This window comes from Faecalibacterium prausnitzii (assembly GCF_049532945.1).
Classification (GTDB): Bacteria; Bacillota; Clostridia; order Oscillospirales; family Ruminococcaceae; genus Faecalibacterium; species Faecalibacterium prausnitzii_N.
On the sequence record NZ_CP186691.1, the window covers coordinates 1902104 to 1917861 of the forward strand.

16 protein-coding genes and 1 tRNA gene are annotated in these 15758 nt (G+C 62.1%); 15 read left to right on the plus strand and 2 right to left on the minus strand.

What is annotated here, in order from left to right; all coding sequences use genetic code 11:
• The first annotated feature begins 16 nt into the window (after positions 1 to 16).
• The 12 genes from ACNQFG_RS09440 (at position 17) to ACNQFG_RS09495 (ending at position 12226) form a co-directional block, all read left to right on the plus strand.
• Positions 17 to 661, plus strand: a complete 645-nt coding sequence (locus ACNQFG_RS09440) for a ferredoxin-like protein (protein WP_118552836.1) — start codon at positions 17 to 19, stop codon at positions 659 to 661.
• Positions 662 to 673: 12 nt separating this feature from the next.
• On the plus strand, positions 674 to 2830 hold the full coding sequence (locus ACNQFG_RS09445) for an aldehyde ferredoxin oxidoreductase N-terminal domain-containing protein (protein ID WP_423404706.1): 2157 nt from the start codon (positions 674 to 676) through the stop codon (positions 2828 to 2830).
• Between the two features lie 27 nt (positions 2831 to 2857).
• A complete protein-coding gene (locus tag ACNQFG_RS09450) occupies positions 2858 to 3796 on the plus strand; it encodes a hypothetical protein (protein ID WP_423404707.1) in 939 nt (312 codons plus the stop codon).
• Positions 3797 to 4244: 448 nt separating this feature from the next.
• Positions 4245 to 5483: a gephyrin-like molybdotransferase Glp gene (gene glp / locus ACNQFG_RS09455; protein ID WP_423404708.1), complete on the plus strand. Its 1239-nt coding sequence runs from the start codon at positions 4245 to 4247 to the stop codon at positions 5481 to 5483.
• Positions 5473 to 5991 (plus strand): molybdopterin-guanine dinucleotide biosynthesis protein B, encoded by a 519-nt coding sequence (mobB, locus tag ACNQFG_RS09460; protein ID WP_423404709.1) that lies wholly within the window; start codon positions 5473 to 5475, stop codon positions 5989 to 5991. Before glp ends, mobB begins: the two co-directional genes overlap by 11 nt.
• Positions 5992 to 6010: 19 nt before the next feature.
• A complete protein-coding gene (locus ACNQFG_RS09465; protein ID WP_423404710.1) occupies positions 6011 to 7030 on the plus strand; it encodes a molybdopterin-binding protein in 1020 nt (339 codons plus the stop codon).
• Positions 7031 to 7075: 45 nt separating this feature from the next.
• On the plus strand, positions 7076 to 7579 hold the full coding sequence (gene moaC / locus ACNQFG_RS09470; RefSeq protein WP_423404711.1) for a cyclic pyranopterin monophosphate synthase MoaC: 504 nt from the start codon (positions 7076 to 7078) through the stop codon (positions 7577 to 7579).
• Positions 7572 to 8552, plus strand: coding sequence for a GTP 3',8-cyclase MoaA (gene moaA, locus ACNQFG_RS09475; protein WP_423404712.1), 981 nt, complete (start codon positions 7572 to 7574; stop codon positions 8550 to 8552). The genes moaC and moaA overlap by 8 nt, the downstream gene beginning before the upstream one ends.
• A 1-nt stretch (position 8553) precedes the next feature.
• Complete coding sequence (locus ACNQFG_RS09480) at positions 8554 to 9486, plus strand: molybdopterin-binding protein (RefSeq protein ID WP_423404713.1); 933 nt, start codon at positions 8554 to 8556, stop codon at positions 9484 to 9486.
• 77 nt (positions 9487 to 9563) lie between these two features.
• Entirely contained in the window at positions 9564 to 10448 is an 885-nt protein-coding gene (gene modA / locus ACNQFG_RS09485) for a molybdate ABC transporter substrate-binding protein (RefSeq protein ID WP_423404714.1), read from the plus strand.
• Between the two features lie 60 nt (positions 10449 to 10508).
• Complete coding sequence (gene modB / locus ACNQFG_RS09490; protein ID WP_423404715.1) at positions 10509 to 11183, plus strand: molybdate ABC transporter permease subunit; 675 nt, start codon at positions 10509 to 10511, stop codon at positions 11181 to 11183.
• Positions 11180 to 12226, plus strand: a complete 1047-nt coding sequence (locus ACNQFG_RS09495) for a sulfate/molybdate ABC transporter ATP-binding protein (protein WP_423404716.1) — start codon at positions 11180 to 11182, stop codon at positions 12224 to 12226. The genes modB and ACNQFG_RS09495 overlap by 4 nt, the downstream gene beginning before the upstream one ends.
• A 62-nt stretch (positions 12227 to 12288) precedes the next feature.
• Here ACNQFG_RS09495 and ACNQFG_RS09500 read toward each other — a convergent pair whose 3' ends face one another.
• Positions 12289 to 13221, minus strand: coding sequence for an AEC family transporter (locus tag ACNQFG_RS09500; RefSeq protein WP_423404717.1), 933 nt, complete (start codon positions 13219 to 13221; stop codon positions 12289 to 12291).
• A gap of 338 nt (positions 13222 to 13559) precedes the next feature.
• Between ACNQFG_RS09500 and ACNQFG_RS09505 the strand changes: the two genes are divergently transcribed.
• The gene (locus ACNQFG_RS09505) at positions 13560 to 13985 is read left to right on the plus strand and encodes a hypothetical protein (protein WP_423404718.1); all 426 of its coding nucleotides are present in this window, start codon (positions 13560 to 13562) and stop codon (positions 13983 to 13985) included.
• A 113-nt stretch (positions 13986 to 14098) separates the two neighbouring features.
• Here ACNQFG_RS09505 and ACNQFG_RS09510 read toward each other — a convergent pair.
• Positions 14099 to 14173, minus strand: a tRNA-Gly gene (locus ACNQFG_RS09510).
• A gap of 181 nt (positions 14174 to 14354) precedes the next feature.
• On the opposite strand from ACNQFG_RS09510, the gene pyrH reads away from it, so the two are divergent.
• Together pyrH and frr are read left to right on the plus strand one after the other, a co-directional pair.
• Positions 14355 to 15065, plus strand: a complete 711-nt coding sequence (gene pyrH, locus ACNQFG_RS09515) for a UMP kinase (RefSeq protein ID WP_423404719.1) — start codon at positions 14355 to 14357, stop codon at positions 15063 to 15065.
• An 81-nt stretch (positions 15066 to 15146) separates the two neighbouring features.
• Positions 15147 to 15701: a ribosome recycling factor gene (frr, locus tag ACNQFG_RS09520; protein WP_005945866.1), complete on the plus strand. Its 555-nt coding sequence runs from the start codon at positions 15147 to 15149 to the stop codon at positions 15699 to 15701.
• Positions 15702 to 15758: the final 57 nt, after the last annotated feature.

The following is a 15758-nucleotide window of genomic DNA, read 5'->3' on the forward strand; positions in this document are numbered from 1 at the left end:
CGGAGGAATGGAACCTATGGCAAAAACCGATTTCCTGACAGCGGATATGACCCGCCGTCAATTCATGAAAATTTCGGGCAAAAGCCTTGCAGGGCTGAGCCTTTCCGCATCCATGCTGTCGCTGTTCGGCTGCTCGCAGCAGCAGGTCGATGCCGGCGCAGTGGCGACCTGGGCACTGCCCCAGGGCCTGCTGGTCGTCAACGCAGATCTGTGCACCGGCTGCCAGCGCTGCGAGATCAACTGCACCCTGACCAACGACGGCGTCTGCTCTTCCTACATCAGCCGCGTCAAGATCCAGCGCCGCCTCAATCTGGATGGCGCCGGCAACGGCCTGCTCTCCGGCACGGACAACTGCTGGGTCTACTTCCCGGACACCTGCCGCCAGTGTGAGGACCCTGCCTGCGGCAACGCCTGCCCGCAGAAGGCCATCACCACCAACGATCAGGGCATCCGCGTCGTGGATACCGACAAGTGCATCGGCTGCGGTGCCTGCCACGAGGCCTGCCCCTGGCACATGCCCACCGTCAACCCGGAGACCGGCAAGTCGTCCAAGTGCATCGCCTGCGGTGCCTGCGTCGCAGGCTGCCCGTCCGGCGCTCTGTCCATCGTGGATTGGGACGCCGTCACCAGCGCAGCACAGGCTGCCTACATGGACCTGTAAGGAGGAAAAACAATGGCTGAATCTTATGGCTGGGCAGGCAAGCTCCTGCGTGTCAATCTGACCACCGGCGAGATCACGACGGAGGATGACACCCAATACCATAAATACATCGGCGGTATGGGCATGGCCTACCGCATCATGTACGACGAGGCTCCCATGGACCTCGACCCCTATGACGAAAAGGCACTGGTCATCTTCGGTGTCGGCCCCCTGACCGGCTCCGGTGTGCCCTGCTCCGGCCGCATGAACGTGACTTTCCGTTCCACCTGGTCCAAGGGCCACTCCATCATCGATGCACACATGGGCGGCCACATCGGCCCCATGCTGAAGTATGCCGGCTACGACGGCATCATCATCAGCGGCATCTCCGAAAAGCCCGTCTACCTGCGCATCGAGGACGGCGACGTCTCTCTGGAAGATGCCAGCGCGATCTGGGGCAAGGGCACCTTTGCTGCCAACAAGTGGATGGTGGAGCAGAACGGCCGTGAGTTCGAGACTGCTTCCATCGGCCCCGCCGGTGAGAATCTGGTGGATTACTCCACCCTGAACACCAGCTTCGGCAACTCCGGCGGTGCCGGTCTGGGCGCTGCCATGGGCAACAAGAAGCTGAAGGGCCTGGCCATCCGCGGCACCGGCAGCGTCAAGGTGGCTGACCCCAAGAAGGTGCTGGAGCTGTCCAACTACATGATGGGCAACCTGATCGGCGGCAACAACAACCACAACGTGCCCGCACAGCCCCAGAGCTGGGCGGAATACAGCGCCACCTCCGGCAAGAACCGCTGGTCCGGCGCACCCGGCCGCATGTGGAAAAAGGCCCCCGGCGGCCCCGTGGACACCGGTGAGCAGCCCTACAACGACATCAACAAGGTGGCGCTGCGCTGCTTCAAGGGCTACTTTGACTTCGGCGCACCGGCTGCGGAGTACACCGTGAAGAACGGCGGCTGCTCTTCCTGCCCCATCCGCTGCTACACCGAGTACGATGTGGACCCGCTGGCCGATTACGACCTGCCCACCCACAACTCCAACACCTGCATGCCCGTGCTGTACGGCACCCGCGTGTACCCGGACGGCGTCCATGACTTCAAGTACGAGGGCGACGGCACCATGGTCATCAATCTGGCCTGGGCTCACGCTGTGGACGATATGGGCCTGTGGGACAACTACGGCAACCTGAACCGCGATCTGCTGTGGATCCTGCGGATGCCCCGCGAGGAGGCCACCCAGTACATCAGCGAGGAAGAGTACGATTCGCTGCCCTGGTCCTGGGAGAAGGCCGGTGACCCCCGCTGGGAGGTCGAGCTCATCCGCCGCATGGCCTACGGCGAGGGCGACCTGTCGGTCATCGCCAAGGGTACGCTGGCTATGATGGAAAAGTTCGGCCTGCCCAAGAGCTGGTTGGATCGCGACGATGGTGCAACCAACTCCAACCTGATCTACAACGGCTTCCCCAACCACCACGGCCCTGCTGAGGCATGGCAGGTTGGTATGCTGTACAACCTCGTTTACAACCGTGACTGCATGATCCACGAGATCGTCTGCGAGACCGGTTCCGGCGCTCCGTATGAAGTGACCAAGAAGGTCATGGAAGACTTCTTCGGCGAGGGCTGCTACGACAAGGCCAAGAGCTACACCCCCATCAACGAGAACAAGGCAAAGCTGGCGGCTTACTGCGTCAACGACAAGAACTTCCACGACTCTGCTACTCTCTGCAACTGGATGTGGCCCATGACCCAGTCTCCCTCCAAGGAGCGTGAGTACCACGGCGACCTGGATCTGCAGGCAGACTTTATGACTGCTGTTACCGGCGAGACCTACACCCAGGCAGGCCTGCAGGAGGCTGGCGAGCGCATCACCCAGATGCTCCGCGCCATGACCGCCATCAGCTTCCAGAACAACTGCGGCAGTGCAAACCTGCGCCAGGAGCACGACGCTATCTGCGACTGGGTCTTCGACAAGGAGCCGGATTTCAAGGCATTCGAGGCCGGCACCACCAAGCTGGACCGCGCGGATATGGAAAAGGCCAAGGATCTGTTCTACAATATCTTTGGCTGGGATCTGACCACCGGTGTGCCCACCCGCGAGACTCTGGAGAAGTTCGACCTGGCCGATATGGCCGACGACCTCGAAAAGCGCGGCATTTATGCCCAGACCACCGAGGCCGCTGAGTAAAATCCCACAGAAACGAGGAAATTTGCCATGTTGTTTGGCAGACGCAAACCCGGCTATACCACCACTGTGGATGGCGCAGCCGACCCCGAACAGGTCGTGCTGGATCTGCAGAAGGCGGAGATGGCCGCAAAGAAAAAGCCCAAGGCAGAGGTGTTCAGCATCGACGCCGCCAGCGAGACCGCCCGCCGCCTGAAAGAGACGGGCAGCACCTTCGATGGCAGCGCCGCCAAGGCGGGCGAGGACGTGATGGCTGTGGTGGAGCGCGAGACCAGCGAGCTGGCTGCAAAGCAGCAGGCCGCCGAGGCCGCGCCCGAAGCCGCTGAGGCCCCCGCTGTGCCGGAAGGCACCGACGCGGCTGACGCCAAGCCGGAGCTGCTGGACTTTCTGGCCGCTGCCCCCGATGCGGAGAACGACCCCTACGCAGACCAGCCCACCAAAACGGCTCCGGAACTGCCGGAATTGACCCCGGCGCAGCAGCTGGCAGGGTTCATCCGCTCCCGCTCGGCGGCCGCTCTGGTCACGGCACATGCCCAGCTGGCCTCGGAGGTGGAAAACGCCGACGAGCTGCTGGCCCAGATGCCGCAGGACCCCCAGTGTGAGGACATCGTCTCCCGCACCGGTGCCAAGGACACCTACTACTATTCCAGCGCCAACATGAGCGACAACTACGCGATGATCGCGCAGCTCATTGAGGACCGGGACCTGTGTGTGATGTTCGCGGAGATGGTGCGGTTCAATGCCCGCATCTACCCCAGCGCCACCCCGCTGCGCTACTTCCAGCGCTCCCCCTACGGCCTTGCGCCGGACGAGATCGAGCAGACCTGGAAGACCATGCAGGGCAGGCCGGAGTTTGCGGACATTGAGGAGCTGACCAACAACCAGAACGAGCGGTTCCTCTTTTCCACCCAGTATCTCACCCGCCGCTACGCCAAAGCCATCAGCGACGTGGATGAGTTCTGCGATTAAACATTCCAGATCAAAACTGAATAGGGTATAAGAGCTTCTTTGAGCAAAGGCGTCTAAACCCGCAGGGCACTGACGCCGCGCCGCAATGCTAAGGGCCTGCACCGCAGACCGGCATTCAAGGGTGGCAGGGGAAACCCGGCCGCCTTCCCGCAGAAGAAACGCTGCAATTTGAAAAAAAGAACTCCTCCCATCGACCCGACACCGGGGCCTGCCCTGTGCATGGCTGCTGCAACAGCCCGCGCGGAGCGAGTCCCCGCCCGGCACAGCTGTCTGCAAACAGCCGCGCGGGGTGTGCGTCGTGTTTTCTGCGGGGGCGTTTTGATTTTCGGTCAAGACGTCCCCGCATTTTTTACCTGCCGTTTGAAAACGATGGAACCCGCCGAGGGGCATGCTGTCCGGGCCATAGCGGACGGCGGCTCTCTGCGGGATAAAATGGAGGATATTTTCGATGAAACAGCCTTTTTGTGCGCCTGCCGAGGCGCTGCGCCGGGTGCTGGATGCCGCGGCGGCACTGCCCCGGCCTGCGGTCGAGAATGTCGGGCTGGACGAGGCCTGCGGACGAATCGCCGCTGCGCCGCTCTGCGCCCGGATGGACCAGCCCCCCTTTGACCGGAGCCCGCTGGATGGCTACGCGCTTCACAGCGCCGACACCGCCGGGGCCGGGGAGATGACCCCCAAAGCCCTGCCGGTGGTGATGAAGCTCTATGCCGGGGACGCCCCCACGGCAGAGCTGCCTGCCGGGTGCGCGGCCCGCATCATGACCGGTGCACCGCTGCCCGCCGGGGCCGACTGCGTCCTGATGCAGGAGCAGACCGACGGCGGGGAAGAGACCGTGCACATCTACGCCGAACTTTCCCACAACGCGAACGTGGTCTTCCGGGGCGAGGACATCGCCGCCGGAGCGCTGGTCGCCGAAGTGGGCACGGTACTCACGCCTGCCCACCTCGGTGTGCTGGCCGGGCAGGGCTATGCCGAAGTGCCGGTGTACAAGCCGCTCACCATCGGTGTGCTGGCCACCGGCAGCGAGCTTCTGGCCCCCGGAGAGCTTTGGGCGCCCGGCAAGATCTACGACGCCAACGGCATCCAGAATGCGGCCCGCCTGCGCCAGCTGGGTTTCGCCGTCCGCCGCCGCCACTGCTCGGACGACCCGGCCCGCATCGCCGCCGAGCTGGAAGAACTGCTCACCGGGTGCGATGCCGTCATCACCAGCGGCGGCGTGTCGGTCGGGCAGAAGGATTATCTGCCCGTAGTGCTGGAAATGCTGGGTACCCGAAGCATTTTTGCGGGGGTCGCCCAGAAGCCCGGCAGCCCGATGCTGGCCGCAGAGGTCGAGGGAAAACTCGTGTTCTGCCTGTCGGGCAACCCCTTTGCCGCCGCAGCCACTCTGGAACAATACGCCGTCCCGGCCCTGCTGCGGGCCGCCGGGCGGCAGGAGGAAGCCTGCATCCTGCCCCGCACCCGCCGCACCCTGACCACCGGCTTTTCCAAGCCCAGCAAGGGGAACCGCTACCTGCGGGCCAGAGCATCGGGCGGCACCGTTGCCATCCCCGGCGAGGGCAACACCGAGGCCCATTCGTCCGGCAGCCTGTCGGCTATGATCGGCTGCAATTCTTTGGTGGAGCTGCCTGCTGGCAGCGGCCCGGTGGAGCCGGGCGAGGAAGTGGAGGTGCTTTCCTTTGTATACTGAACGCAAAGAGGCTCTGGCCGCAGAGCTGAGCCTGAAACACCCGGCGGTGCTTGCCGTCAGCGGGGTGCACAACAGCGGCAAGACCACCCTTTTGGAAAAGCTCATCCCGCTGCTGCGGGCGCGGGGGCTGAAGGTGGGCGTCATCAAGCACGACGGCCACGATTTCACCCCCGATGTCCCCGGCACCGACAGCTTCCGCCTGCGCGAAGCCGGAGCCGAGGGCGTGGCCGTCTTTTCCGGGCAGCGCTATCTGCTCACGGAAGCGTTCCGCCTGAACGAGCAGGACCTGCTGGCTTTGTTCGAGCGCCACGGCTATGATCTGGTGCTGATGGAGGGCTTCAAGGAGAGCGGCTGGGCCAAGATCGAAGTGGTGCGCAGCGCCATCTCCAATGAGCCGGCTTCCTTTGAGCCGCTGGCCATCGTGGGCGATGTGCCGGGCGCTGATTTTGCACTGGATGAGCCGGAGGCACTGGCCGACTGGATCGCAGCCCAGATGCCCGCGCTGTGAGGAAGAGAGGAAAGCGAATATGAAACTCATCCGTACCGAAGACGCTGTCGGGCAGGTGCTCTGCCACGACATTACACAGATCATTCCCGGCCAGTTCAAGGGAGCACGCTTCCGCAAAGGGCACATCGTCCAGCCGGAGGATATCCCGGTGCTGCTGAGCATCGGCAAGGAGAACCTGTACGTCTGGGAAAAGACGCCCGGCATCCTCCATGAGGACGAAGCCGCCGCGCTGCTCTATCGGGCCGCTGCGGGCAGGAACATCCACGGCACTGAGCCGAAGGAAGGCAAGATCGAACTGGTTGCCGACTGCGACGGTCTTTTGAAGATCGACCGCGCCGCCCTGCTGGCCGTGAACCGCACACCCCAAATGATGATCGCTGCCATCCACGGCGACCTGCCCGTGAAAAAGGGCCAGAAGCTGGCCGGCACCCGCATCATCCCGCTGGTGATCGAGCAGGAGAAGATGGATGCCATGCAGGCTGCGGCAGGCAGCGAACCCATCCTGAACGTGCTGCCTTTCCACCCGAAAAAGTTTGCGGTCATCACCACCGGCAGCGAGGTGTTCAAGGGACGCATCGAGGACAAATTCACCCCCATTCTGGTGGGCAAGCTGGCCGAATACGGCTGCGAGATGGTCTTCCACAAGGTCTGCGATGACGACCCGGCGGGCATTACGGCGGCCATTCTGGAAGCAAAGGCCGCAGGCTGCGAGCTGATCTTTACCACCGGCGGCATGAGCGTAGACCCCGACGACCGCACGCCGCTTGCCATCAAGAACACCGGTGCCGAGATCATCACCTATGGCGCACCGGTGTTGCCGGGTGCCATGTTCCTTGTGAGCTATCTGGACGGTGTGCCGGTGTGCGGCCTGCCCGGCTGCGTGATGTACGCCAAGCGCACCATTTTTGACCTGCTGCTGCCGCGCCTGCTGGCCGACGACCCCATCACTGCCGAGGACATTGCCCGGCTGGGCGAGGGCGGCCTCTGCCTGGGCTGCGGCACCTGCACCTGGCCCAACTGCGGCTTCGGGCATTGCTGAACCAGCTCCGTTGTGAAAGGCGACACGAAGGATAACGTGAATTTTATGAATACAACAGAAAATAAACTGACCCATTTCGATGCCGAGGGCAATGCGGTGATGGTGGACGTGAGCGGCAAGCCTGTCACCTCCCGCGAGGCCACGGCCCACGGCATCATTACCATGAACGAAGACGCCTTTGCCGCCGTGCAGAACGGCACGGTGAAAAAAGGCGACGTGCTTGGCGTGGCCCGCATTGCAGGCATCATGGCGGCCAAGCGCACCAGCGAGCTGATTCCCCTGTGCCATCCGCTGCCGCTGACCAAGGTGCAGATCGAGTTCGAACTGCTGCCGGAGCGCCGGGCGGTGGAGGCCCGCTGCACCGCCAGGACCATCGGCGTGACCGGCGTGGAAATGGAAGCTCTGACCGGCGTTTCTGCCGCGCTGCTCACCATCTACGATATGTGCAAGGCCGTGGATAAGGGCATGGAGCTGGGCGAGATCCACTTGGTCGAGAAGACCGGCGGCAAGAGCGGGCACTATGTGCGGGCCGAGGGCGGCTATGTTTGATGCATACGGCCGCAATATCCACTATCTGCGCCTTTCGGTCACCGACCTGTGCAACCTGCGCTGCCGCTACTGTATGCCGGACGGTGTGGAGAAACTGGAACGGGAAGATATCCTGACGTACGAAGAATTTCTCCGCCTTGCCGCACTGTTTGCGCAGTGCGGGGTGGATACGGTCCGCGTCACCGGCGGCGAGCCGCTGGTCCGCAAAGGCGTGGATCATCTGGTGGCGCAGCTGAAAGCCATTCCCGGCATCCGCCGTGTCACCATGACCACCAACGGCGTGCTGCTGGCCCAGAAGCTGCCCGCCCTGCTGGCGGCGGGCCTTGACAGCGTGAACATCAGTCTGGACACCCTTTCACCGGAAGTGTTCGCCCGCATCACCGCACGGGACGCCTTTGCGGACGTGATGGCGGGCATCCGGGCCGCGCTGGAAAGCGGCCTGCCCGTCAAGCTGAACTGTGTGCCGCAGCCCGGCGTGAACGAGGGCGAGCTGGAAGCGCTGGCTGCTCTGGCGGAGACAAAGTTTTTGCAGGTGCGCTTTATTGAGATGATGCCCATCGGCTATGGAGCCGCGATGCCCTGCATCTCCGGGCCGGACCTGCTGGCCCGCTTCCGGAAGCGTTGGCCGGAGCTGGCCCCGCTTTCCCGTCAGGAAACGGCAGGCATCGGCGACGGCCCGGCAGTCTACTACACCGCGCCGGGCTGGCAGGGGAGCGTAGGCTTCATTGCAGCCGTGCACGGCAAATTCTGCGCTTCCTGCAACCGGGTGCGGCTGACAAGTCAGGGCTTTCTGCGTCCGTGCCTTGCCAGCGAGGCGGGCTGCGACCTGAAAACGCTCCTGCGTAGCGGCGCGTCGGACGAAGAGCTGCTCAGCGCCATCCGCACCACCATCTGGGAAAAGCCCCAGGAGCACCACTTTGAATTGAAACAGGATGTCCCGGCTACGCGCGGGATGTACCGGATCGGAGGATAATATGGGAAAGATCCTGGCCATTTGCACCAGCCCGAAGCGCGGCACCGTCAAGACCGAGGTGCCCGAAGCCACCCTGACCCCGGAATGGGGCATTGAGACCGACGCCCACGGCGGAAGCTGGCACCGGCAGGTCAGCCTGCTGAGCGCGGAAAAGATCGAGAACTTCCGCAAGAAGATCTGGGTGGACTACGGTGCCTTTGGCGAAAATCTGGTAGTGGAAGGGTTCGATTTCCGCAATCTGCCCGTCACCAGCCGCTTTCAGGTCGGTGAGGTCGTGCTGGAAATGACCCAGATCGGCAAGGAGTGCCACAGCGACTGCGCCATCCGCCGGCAGACCGGCGACTGCATCATGCCGCGGGAGGGCGTGTTCGCCCGTGTGCTCCACGGCGGCACGCTCCATGTGGGCGATGAGATGATCCTGCTGCCCCCGGAAGAAGACCCGCCGCTGCGCGCAGCCGTCATCACCCTGTCGGACAAAGGCGCCCGCGGCGAACGGGAGGACAAAAGCGGCCCGCTCATTGTGGAAATGCTCACCGCCGCCGGGTACAAAGTGGAGGAGACCATGATCCTGCCCGATGAGACCAAGGCGCTGAAGGCCCAGCTCATCCGGCTGGCCGACGGCCGACAGGTGAACCTGATCCTCACCACCGGCGGCACCGGCTTCTCCCCGCGCGACATCACCCCGGAGGCCACCTATGCCGTGGCCACCCGCAGCGCCCCCGGCATTGCCGAGGCCATGCGGTACCATAGCCTTACCATCACACCGCGCGGGATGCTGAGCCGTGCCGCCAGTGTGCTGCGCGGCAAGACCCTGATCGTGAACCTGCCGGGCAGCCCTAAGGCCGTAAAAGAAAACCTCGAGTACATCCTGCCCAGCCTTGCGCACGGCATCCGCCTTGCCGCCGGGCTGGACGGCGAATGCGCCCGGAAGTAATGCGGCCTTTACAGCCCCGCCCTGCGGGAGACGCTGTAAACGATAGATCCATGAGAACAACAGAAGGAGAAATGACCATGAATACCCAGATCTCCCGCCGCGGCTTCCTGTGCGCTGCCGGCATCGCGTCCGCATCTGCTGCCCTGACCGCCTGCGGCGGCTCCAGCAGCTCCGTTTCCTCCGTGGCAGGCTCTGCCGCTGCCTCTTCGGAGGCTGCTTCGGGCGAGTCCGTCGAGCTGATCGTCTTCGCTGCAGCGTCCCTGACCGAGACGCTGACCGCCATCGGCGAGATCTACTCTGCCGAGAACCCCGGCGTGACCTTCAGCTTCAACTTCGACTCCTCCGGCACCCTCAAGACCCAGATTCAGGAAGGCGCGGACTGCGACCTGTTCATCTCCGCCGGTCAGAAGCAGATGAACCAGCTGGACAGCACCGCTTCCGCCGATGTGAACACCGAAGGACTGGACTTCGTGGACAGCGATTCCCGCGTGGACCTGCTGGAGAACAAGGTCGTTCTGTGCGTGCCCGAGAATGGCGATAAGGGCATCGACAGCTTCGATTCTCTGGCCGAGCACCTCAAGGCCGGGGACATTCTGTTCTGCATGGGCAACAGCGATGTGCCCGTGGGCCAGTACACCCAGAAGATCCTTGCCTACTACGCTCTGGACGAGGAAGCACTGGCCGCAGCCGGTGTCATCACCTACGGCTCCAACGTCAAGGAGGTCACCACCCAGATCACCGAAGCCAGCGTGGATGCCGGTGTCGTGTACTGCACCGATGCCTACAGCGCAGGCCTGACCCCTGTGGATGAGGCCACCAAAGAGATGTGCGGTCAGGTCATCTATCCTGCCGCCGTGCTGAAGGCCGCCCCCAACGCCGAGGCTGCCAGGGAGTTTCTGGCCTATCTGCAGACCGACCGCGCCGCGACCGTGTTCGAGAGCGTGGGCTTCACCGCACTGTAAATCCGTTGTTTTTCAGAGCTTCCCCTCTGGGGGAAGCCTTTTTATTCGGAGGTATCATTTATGGACTGGTATCCCCTTTGGAACAGCCTGCGCATCGCCCTCGTCAGCTGCGCGGCGGTGTTCTTCCTTGGCATTTTTGCCGCCTACTATATTGCCAAGCTGCCGCGCACTGTCAAAGGCGCGCTGGACGTGGTGCTCACCCTGCCCATGGTGCTGCCGCCCACGGTGGTGGGCTATTTTCTGCTGCTTTTGTTCGGCGCAAAGCGGCCGCTGGGCATCTTTTTCATGGAGCATTTCGGCGTGAAGCTGGTCATGAACTGGTACAGTGCCATCTTTGCATCCATCGTGGTGGCCTTTCCGCTGATGTACCGCACGGCGCGCGGCGCGTTTGAAAGCTTTGACGAAACGCTGGCATGGTCGGCGCAAACGCTGGGCCAGTCGGGCGTGTGGATCTTCTGGCGGGTGCGGATGCCCTGCTGCCGTCAAGGCATTCTGGCCGGCACGGTGCTGGCCTTTGCCCGCGCGCTGGGCGAGTACGGTGCCACCAGCATGATCGCAGGCTACACCCCCGGCAAGACCGCCACCATTGCCACCACCGTGTACCAGCTGTGGCGCACCAACGACGAAGCCGGTGCCATGCGCTGGGTACTGGTGGATATCGTGATCTCGGCAGTGGTGCTGCTGGCGGTCAACCTGCTGGAACGCAAACAGAAGCAGGGAGGAAAGCACACATGAGCCTGGACGTCAAGATCACCAAACGGTTCGACGGCTTTACCCTTCGCACGGAGTTCACAGCGGGCAATACCACCGCCGCCATCCTCGGCGCGTCCGGCTGCGGCAAAAGCATGACCCTGCGCTGCATTGCCGGTATCGTAAAGCCGGATGCGGGCCGCATCGTACTGGACGGCCGGGTGCTGTTTGACAGCGCCCAGCACATCGACCTGCCGCCGCAGCAGCGCGGCGTGGGCCTGCTGTTCCAGAACTACGCACTGTTCCCCAACATGACCGTGGAGCAGAACATCCTCTGCGCGCTGAAAAAGGAGAAGAACCCCGCTGCCCGCAAAGCGGCCTGTGCGGAGGCCCTGCGCGCCATGCGGCTGGAGGAACTGGCCCACCGCCTGCCCAGTGAGCTTTCGGGCGGGCAGCAGCAGCGCGCTGCACTGGCCCGCATTCTGGCGGGCAAGCCCCGTATCCTGATGCTGGACGAGCCGTTCAGTGCGCTGGACAGCTACCTGCGCGAGGAAGTGGAGGGCGAAGTGGGCGGCCTGCTGGCCGGGTTTGGCGGCACGGCGCTGCTGGTCACCCACAACCGTGACGAAGCCTACCGCCTGTGCCGGGATATGATCGTGATGGATGGCGGCGAGGTGCTCCGGGCCGGCACGACCAGAGAGGTCTTTGCAGATCCCCGCCGCCTGACCGTCGCCCGCCTGACCGGCTGCAAGAACATCCTGCCCTGCGTCCGAGTGGACGCGCACCGGGTGCATCTCACCGGCTGGGAGCAGGAGCTTGCAGTGGCGCTCCCGGTGCCGGAAACCTGCACCGCCGTGGGCATCCGCGCCCATGACCTCGTGCCCGCCGCAGCGGACAGCGACAACCGGCTGCCGGTGCGTGTGGGCGCTTCGAGCGAGAATCCGTTCGACTGGAATGTCATCTGCACCTCGGTGGATGGCAGCGCAAAGCTGTGGTGGAAGGTCTCCAAAACGTCCCTTTCTTCACCCCCGCCGGAGACCCCGGCCTTCCTCCGGGCGGCGCCGGAAAACATCATGCCGCTGGTATAATGGAAAACAAAAAAGGAACCGCTGTGCGTTCAAAACGCAGCGGTTCCTTTTTGCGTCGCGTGTTACATCAGCGCCGTCAGCACCAGTGCGCACAGGGGCAGGGTGACGATGCTGAGCAGGGTGGTGAGGACCACGCATCCGGCCGCGAACTGCTCATCGTGGCCGAACTGAACGGCGAACACTGAGGTGATTGCAGCGGCAGGGCAGCACTCCAACAGCAGCACCACCTGTGCGCTCATGCCGAAGCGCAGCAGACCCAGCGCCGCAAAGGCCGCCAGACACACTGCCGGGATGACCAGCATCCGCAGCCCGGCCAGTTTCCAGATGTGCCGGTCGCAGACGATCTGCTTCAGGTCGCCCGTGGCGATGAGGATGCCGGTGATGAGCATGGAAAGCGGGGTGTTCATGTTGCTCAGCAGTTCCAGCGGCTGGGCGATGAGGGCGGGCACCGGGATCTGCAGCAGGTAGACGGCGAGGCCCACCACCATCGCATACAGCACCGGGGTGCGCAGCAGGCTTCGGGTCACTTCCTTCGGGCTGGAACTGCCGCTGACCATGCCGTAGCCCATGGTCCAGAGCAGGATATTGAACACGGTCACGTAGGCGCTGGCGTAGAGCAGCCCCTCCGACCCAAACAGCGCCGAAATGAGCGGAAAGCCCATATAGGCTGCGTTGGAGAAGACCGATGCGAACCGGAAGATGGGGGCCCGGCGGTCTTTCTGCCGGGCAGTCAGGGCCAGCGTCAGCACAGTGCCGATGAGGATGGCCAGAACGCTCAGCCCGAACGCGGCCAGCAGGTTGTGCAGAATCTCCTCGCTGAAGTCCATCATATAGGAGTGGACGATCATGGCCGGAACGACCAGATAGACCAGCAGGTTCGAGAGAGTCTGCCGCCCTTCCGGCTTCAGCACACCGGTCTTGATGGCGGCAGCGCCCGCCCCGATGAGCAAAAACAACACGATGACCTGCTGTGCGCAGATAAGTGCCAGTTCCATTTTCAAATTCCTCCCGACTCCATAAATACAAGCATGAATACAAGAAAAGGTATAGCACAAAACAGGGGATTTGGCAAGAGGAATCATAAAACCCCTCTCCGTCATCGTTTCGCAGAGCCGGTGGCTTTTATCGTTTCGGGTACTCTGTCATAACATCACGATTCCGAAGTAAAACGTGAAATCCTCGTGAAACCGCTGTACGCGAAGCACAAAAACTTCGCTGTGCGGCGGTTTTGTATGTTTGGACAAAAGTTTCGTCTCTTGACAGATTTTTCCGCAGCCTCTATAATGGGGACAAATGGACCCCTCTCGAACGATCATTTGGAGGTAAAGAAAAAATGATGACTTATCCCAACAGCTACGCACTCCTCAGCGAAGAGGAATTGGAATATACGACTGGCGGCGCACTCGATGCGGAAACGGTCGGCAAATGGATCTCGACGGCAATGAACGTGACCATGGGTGTGCTTGCTATCGTGAACGTTGTGAATGCCATCAAGAAAGGCCAGATCAGCAGCGTGCTGGCGTCGGCACTCGGCACCGGTGCGGGTCTGCTGACCTATGTGAACATTGCGAACATCGGCTCTATTGCAGCGCAGGTGCAGAAGCAGTATCCGGAGCAGTACCCCGAAGAAGAGGGCACCATCAACGGCAACCTCATGGTCGACTCGGCCAAGATCTACTTCAGCTCGCTGGGCGGTGCACTGCTCGGCGTCGCCAACGTGGGCGCAGCAGCAGGCGCTCTGTATTTCTCCTTCGTCTGAGTGCATAAAAATCAGGGGGCCGCGCAGAAACAAATGCGCGGCCCCTTTTTTGCATGAACAAAAACAAATAAAAAGAGCCCAGGTCCAAATGACCTGAGCTCTTTTTGTCTGCATGGAGCGGGCAATGGGAATCGAACCCACCTCCTCAGCTTGGAAGGCTGATATACTAGCCGATGTACGATGCCCGCGAATGCAAGAAATAGTATAGCATGGTTTGGCCGAAATGTCCAGCATAAATTTTAGTTTTGCGTCGTTTGGCGGGACAAATTGCTTTTTCTGTTTACTTTGCAGGCATTTTATTGTAAAATAGACAGAAGAAACAAGGCCGTCCTTCCCGGCGGCTCAAATATCATAGGTGGTGTTTGGATTATGGCATTGAAATATCAGCGTATCCTTCTGAAGATCAGCGGCGAAGCACTGGGCGGCGAAAAGGGCATGGGTTTTGACGAGCCCACCATGGACGCGATCTGCGGCGGCGTGAAGAAAGCACACGACCTCGGCGTGCAGATCGGCATTGTTGTGGGCGGCGGCAACTTCTGGCGCGGCCGTTCCAGCGGCAAGATGGAGCGCACTCTGGCCGATAAGATCGGTATGCTGGCAACCGTGATGAACGCACTGGCTGTTTCCGATAAGCTGGAACAGCTGGGTGTGCCCACTGAGGTGTTCACCTCCATCACCATGCCGCAGGTGGCACAGCCCTTTACCCGCAAGGACGCCCTGCACGCCATGGATGAGGGCAAGATCGCCGTGTTCGGCGGCGGCACCGGCAACCCGTTCTTCTCCACGGATACGGCAACCGCTCTGCGCGCTGTGGAAGTGAGCGCCGATGTGATGTTCAAGGCTACTATGGTGGATGGCATTTACGATAAGGATCCCCACAAGTACGCCGACGCAAAGAAGTATGATACCCTCACCTTTACCAAGGTGCTGGAAGACCAGCTGGCTGTTATGGATGGCACTGCTGCCACTCTGTGCCGCGACAACAAGCTGCCCATCCTCGTGTTCGATCTGGCCGACCCGGACAACATTGCCCGTGCCGTGCAGGGCGAGAATGTGGGCACACTGGTTTACGAGGGCTGAAACGCCTGCAGCCGACATACATTATAGGGCAGACGCATTGCAGCGCAGCCCCAAGATAAAAAGGAACAGGAGACTACCGCAATGAGCAGCAACACCAAGGTTTACGAAGACAAGATGAAGAGCTCGGTCGAACATCTGGGCCGCGAACTGGGCGCTGTGCGCGCAGGCCGCGCAAATCCCGCTGTGCTGGATAAGGTCAGCGTGGATTATTATGGTGCCCCCACTCCCATCCAGCAGGTGGCATCCGTGGCTGTGGCCGAAGCACGCACCCTGACCATTACCCCGTGGGACCGTACTCTGCTGCGCCCCATCAGCAAGGCCATCATGGCCAGCGATGTGGGCATCACTCCCATTGATGACGGCTCTACCATCCGCCTGAACTTCCCGGCTCCCACCGAGGAGCGCCGCAAGCAGCTGGCAAAGGAAGTTTCCAAGCTGGGCGAGGAGGCTAAGGTGGCAGTGCGCAACATCCGCCGCGAGGCTATGGATAAGGCCAAGGCCATGAAGAAGGCCGGCGAGCTGACCGAGGACAGCCAGAAGACCATGGAAGAGGATGTCCAGAAGCTGACCGACAAGTATATCAAGAACATCGATGCTGCGGTGGAAGAAAAGCAGAAGGAGATCATGTCTGTCTGATCGCCGCGGCGAACGAGACCTTTCCAAGTGCCGTGTGCTGGTCGTAGTGCGCGGCAC

Excerpts from the sequence above, each read along its gene's own strand:
- pyrH (WP_423404719.1), top strand. The coding sequence starts at position 14,355 with ATGGCATTGAAATATCAGCGTATCCTTCTGAAGATCAGCGGCGAAGCA.
- ACNQFG_RS09445 (WP_423404706.1), top strand. The coding sequence starts at position 674 with ATGGCTGAATCTTATGGCTGGGCAGGCAAGCTCCTGCGTGTCAATCTG.
- modA (WP_423404714.1), top strand. The coding sequence starts at position 9,564 with ATGAATACCCAGATCTCCCGCCGCGGCTTCCTGTGCGCTGCCGGCATC.
- ACNQFG_RS09500 (WP_423404717.1), bottom strand. The coding sequence starts at position 13,221 with ATGGAACTGGCACTTATCTGCGCACAGCAGGTCATCGTGTTGTTTTTG.
- ACNQFG_RS09495 (WP_423404716.1), top strand. The coding sequence starts at position 11,180 with ATGAGCCTGGACGTCAAGATCACCAAACGGTTCGACGGCTTTACCCTT.
- ACNQFG_RS09440 (WP_118552836.1), top strand. The coding sequence starts at position 17 with ATGGCAAAAACCGATTTCCTGACAGCGGATATGACCCGCCGTCAATTC.
- moaA (WP_423404712.1), top strand. The coding sequence starts at position 7,572 with ATGTTTGATGCATACGGCCGCAATATCCACTATCTGCGCCTTTCGGTC.
- ACNQFG_RS09450 (WP_423404707.1), top strand. The coding sequence starts at position 2,858 with ATGTTGTTTGGCAGACGCAAACCCGGCTATACCACCACTGTGGATGGC.
- modB (WP_423404715.1), top strand. The coding sequence starts at position 10,509 with ATGGACTGGTATCCCCTTTGGAACAGCCTGCGCATCGCCCTCGTCAGC.
- glp (WP_423404708.1), top strand. The coding sequence starts at position 4,245 with ATGAAACAGCCTTTTTGTGCGCCTGCCGAGGCGCTGCGCCGGGTGCTG.
- ACNQFG_RS09505 (WP_423404718.1), top strand. The coding sequence starts at position 13,560 with ATGATGACTTATCCCAACAGCTACGCACTCCTCAGCGAAGAGGAATTG.
- moaC (WP_423404711.1), top strand. The coding sequence starts at position 7,076 with ATGAATACAACAGAAAATAAACTGACCCATTTCGATGCCGAGGGCAAT.
- ACNQFG_RS09465 (WP_423404710.1), top strand. The coding sequence starts at position 6,011 with ATGAAACTCATCCGTACCGAAGACGCTGTCGGGCAGGTGCTCTGCCAC.
- frr (WP_005945866.1), top strand. The coding sequence starts at position 15,147 with ATGAGCAGCAACACCAAGGTTTACGAAGACAAGATGAAGAGCTCGGTC.
- ACNQFG_RS09480 (WP_423404713.1), top strand. The coding sequence starts at position 8,554 with ATGGGAAAGATCCTGGCCATTTGCACCAGCCCGAAGCGCGGCACCGTC.